This window comes from Acidobacteriota bacterium, from assembly GCA_040752915.1.
GTDB lineage: Bacteria > Acidobacteriota > UBA4820 > UBA4820 > DSQY01 > JBFLVU01.
Genome location: JBFMHB010000127.1, coordinates 1 through 3,553 on the forward strand (window position 1 = coordinate 1; position 3,553 = coordinate 3,553).

Here is a 3,553-nt window from a genome sequence, read left to right on the forward strand (position 1 = left end):
GGCCTGGCCGGGCGCCCCGAACGAAACCTCGGCTCGCCCCGGTACCAGTTCACGCTGGTCAACGGGCGGCTCATCCGGGACCGCGTCCTTCAGCACGCCATCGCGGAGGCGTACGCGGACACCATGCCGCGGGGCCGCCATCCCCTGCTTCTCCTTTCCGTGGCCGTGCCCTTTGACCGGGTGGATGTGAATGTCCATCCGGCCAAGCGGGAGGTGCGCTTCGCGGACGGGCAGGCCGTCCACGGCGCGGTGGCGGCGGCCCTTCGAAGGGCCATCGGGCCCGGGCCCCCGGGCGCGGGGAACGTTTTCTCCCCGGCGGCCGGCCTCCCCGTCGTCGGAGAATCGCGGCCTCCGTCTTGGCGGGAGGCTTCGAGTCAGGAAAGGCCCGCGCTCCTCCCCCTCGCCTCTCCCTCGGGGCCTCCACCCGCGCCCCTTCGCGCCTTGGCCCAGTGGAGGGACTCCTTCATCCTGTGCGATGGACCCGACGGCCTGTCCGTCGTGGACCAGCACGTGGCCCACGAGCGCGTCCGGTTCGAGCAGTTCCGCCGGTTCATCGAAAAACCCGGTCCCCGCCAGGCCTTTCTCCTGCCACCCACCTTCACCCTCCCCCGCCGACTGGCGCACCGCGCCGCGGAAATGGCCGCCCTCGCCACCTCCCAGGGCTTCGAGGCGGAGGTCCTAGGGGAGGGCGTCGTGGCGGTGCGGTCCGCGCCCGCCTTCCTCCGCCCCACCGAGGCTCAGGAACTGCTTCAGGAACTCTTCGACGGCGCCGGCGAAGCTCTGAAGACGCCCAGGGACCGTTGGAAAGAAATCCTCGTGATGCGCTCCTGCCGGGGATCCGTCATGGTCGGAGAGCCTCAGCCCCTTCCCAGGCTTCAGTACCTTCTGGACGCCCTCTTCGACCTGGGGTGCCCCTTGACCTGCCCCCACGGTCGGCCTATCGTCTTTACCCTCAAGGCGGCCGACCTGCTCGCCCGCTTCGACCGCAAGTAGACCTCCGGAGCGCTGCCTTTTCTCCGGAACGACAGGAAGGAAGCCCGCGCATGACCCAGAACCGATCCATTCCGACGAGAGCCCTGATCCTGCTCTCGGCCCTGACTCTCCTGGGCTGTTCCCAGCACGAAGTTTCGTGGAAGGGCGATCCCCCCGAGGCGCCCAAGGAAGCCCGCGCGGCCCGGCCCGTTCAGAAGGACGCGCCCCAGGAAGCCTCGCCGATGCCGGAGCCGGCACCCGCAACGGCCGCCGCGGGTGCGGATTTCTCCGGGACGGTGGACCTGCCCTCCAACCTCGCCGCGGGATTCCAAAGGGGTCCCACGCTCTTCGTCATCGCCCGCTCCTCCGCGGGGGACATGCGGCCCGTGGCCGCCGTCAAGCTGCTGCCCGAATCGTTCCCCGTGGCCTTCCGCATCACGGGCGCCGACTCCATGACGGGCGAGCCCCTGCCCGAGGAGGCCGACCTCCTCGTCCGACTGGATGAAGACGGCGATATCTCCACGCGCAGCGAGAAGGATCTCTCGGCGGGACCCGTCCGGGCCCGGGCCGGCGAGCCGGTCTCCCTCCTTCTCGGGGGAAAGTGAGATGGAGCGGGAGCGGCACCCCGAATTCGGCCGTCTCGTCTCCATCATGGCCCGGCTCCGATCCCCCGGGGGATGCCCGTGGGACCGGGCGCAGAAGCGGGAGGACCTCAAACCCTACCTCGTGGAGGAGACCTACGAGGTCCTCGACGCCATCGAGAGCGGCGATGCCGCTAAACTCCGGGAGGAACTGGGCGATCTCCTGCTCCAGGTGGTCTTCCACGCGCGCATCGCCGAGGAGGAGGGGGCCTTCACGGTCGAGGAGGTGTGCCGCTCCATCAACGAGAAGCTCGTGAGGAGACATCCCCACGTCTTCGGAGAGGTCCGGGCCGATTCGCCCGAAGAGGTCCTCCAGAACTGGGAGGCCATCAAGAAAGAGGAGAAGCGAGAAAACGGCGCCTCTGATCCGAGCGCCCTCGACGGCGTCCCCCGGGCCCTCCCCGCCCTGCTCAAGGCCTACCGCCTCGGCCAGAAAGCCGCCCGCGTGGGCTTCGACTGGGAGGAGCGCCGTCAGGTGGAGGACAAGGTCCGCGAGGAGTGGGACGAACTGAGGGAGGCCGTCGCCTCGGGGCGGAAGGACCTCATCCGCGAGGAGCTCGGGGACTTTCTCTTCGCGTTGGCCAACTTGAGCCGCTTCCTGGACGTGGACCCGGAGGACGCGCTCCAGCTCTCCAACGCCAAGTTCCAGCGGCGCTTCCGGGCCCTGGAAACGGAGGCCCGCCAAGAGGGCCGGGATATCCACGGGATGACCCTGGCCGAAATGGACGCCCTCTGGGAGCGGATCAAGGGCCGCGAGCGCGGCCATTCCTCGGAGCTGCCCTTCGGTGATGCTTGATCCGGAAATCCGGAGGGGGTCGGCGGCCGTGGCGCGCCACATCGATTCCTCGGGTCCGCCCAACCCGAGCGCCCGCGACAACGGAGGGGCTCTCCCGTGAAATACCTCATCAAGACCTGGGGCTGCCAGATGAACGTCCTGGACAGCGACAAGATGGCCGGTCTCCTGGCCGACCTGGGATACGAGCCCGCATCCGACGAGAAGGAGGCCGACGTCATCCTCCTCAACACGTGTTCCGTCCGGGAAGGCCCGCAGAACAAGGTCTTCACGGAACTCGGGCGGCTCAAGGGGCTCAAGCGGGACCGGGAGGTGATTCTGGGCCTGGTCGGATGCGTGGCCCAGCAGGAGAAGGAGGCCGTCTTCGCGCGCGCCCCTTACGTGGACCTCGTGATGGGGCCCAGGGGGGTCTTGCACCTTCCCGAACTCCTGCGGCAGGCCCGGGTTCAGAAGGCCATCGACACGGAGTTTCACCCGGACTCGGTGCTCTTCCCCGATCGGATGATCGCGCGGTCCAGCCCCACCAAGGCCTACGTGACGGTCATGGAAGGGTGCAACAAGAAGTGCGCCTTCTGCGTCGTCCCGGCCACCCGGGGTCCCGAGATCTATCGGCCAATGGCCTCGATTCTGGAGGAGGCCCGCAGGGCGGTGGATGCGGGTTTTCTGGAAGTGGAGCTCCTCGGCCAGAACGTGAACTGCTGGAAGGAGGGCCGCTCGCGCCGTTTCCCCGACCTCCTGGCCGCCGTGAGCGACCTTCCCGGCCTGAAGCGCCTGCGTTTCACCACGAGCCATCCCCGACACTTCCCCCTGGAGGCGGCCGATCTCATGGGCGAGCGGGAGAACCTTTGCCCCTACCTGCACCTGCCCGTCCAGGCCGGATCGGACCGGATCCTGAAGGCCATGCGCCGCCAGTACGACCAGGCGTGGTACCTGAACCTCGTGGACGAGATCCGGCGCAAGGTTCCGGACCTGGCCCTCTCCAGTGACGTGATCGTGGGCTTCCCGGGCGAGACGGAGGAAGATTTCCAGGAAACCCTCAAGGTCGTCCGGGAGGCGGCTTACGACACCCTGTACTCCTTCCGCTTTTCTCCCCGGCCCGGAACTCCCGCGGCCCGGCTCCAACCCGTTCCGGCGGCCGCGGCCCGGG

4 protein-coding genes are annotated in these 3,553 nt (G+C 68.6%); all 4 read left to right on the forward strand.

Annotated features, from left to right (window positions below; translation table 11 throughout):
• The coding region (locus AB1824_13290) for a hypothetical protein (GenBank protein ID MEW5765935.1) at window positions 1-993 on the forward strand (993 nt) is incomplete at its 5' end.
• Window positions 994-1,043: 50 nt separating this feature from the next.
• On the forward strand, window positions 1,044-1,577 hold the full coding sequence (locus tag AB1824_13295; GenBank protein ID MEW5765936.1) for a hypothetical protein: 534 nt from the start codon (window positions 1,044-1,046) through the stop codon (window positions 1,575-1,577).
• A gap of 1 nt (window position 1,578) precedes the next feature.
• Window positions 1,579-2,409, forward strand: a complete 831-nt coding sequence (gene mazG, locus AB1824_13300) for a nucleoside triphosphate pyrophosphohydrolase (GenBank protein ID MEW5765937.1) — start codon at window positions 1,579-1,581, stop codon at window positions 2,407-2,409.
• Between the two features lie 96 nt (window positions 2,410-2,505).
• Window positions 2,506-3,553 (forward strand): tRNA (N6-isopentenyl adenosine(37)-C2)-methylthiotransferase MiaB (gene miaB, locus AB1824_13305; protein ID MEW5765938.1); only part of this gene is annotated, 1,048 nt, incomplete at its 3' end.

What these genes read in the sequence shown, in the direction of transcription:
- AB1824_13295 (MEW5765936.1), top strand. Translation starts at nt 1,044, where the DNA reads ATGACCCAGAACCGATCCATTCCGACGAGAGCCCTGATCCTGCTCTCG.
- mazG (MEW5765937.1), top strand. Translation starts at nt 1,579, where the DNA reads ATGGAGCGGGAGCGGCACCCCGAATTCGGCCGTCTCGTCTCCATCATG.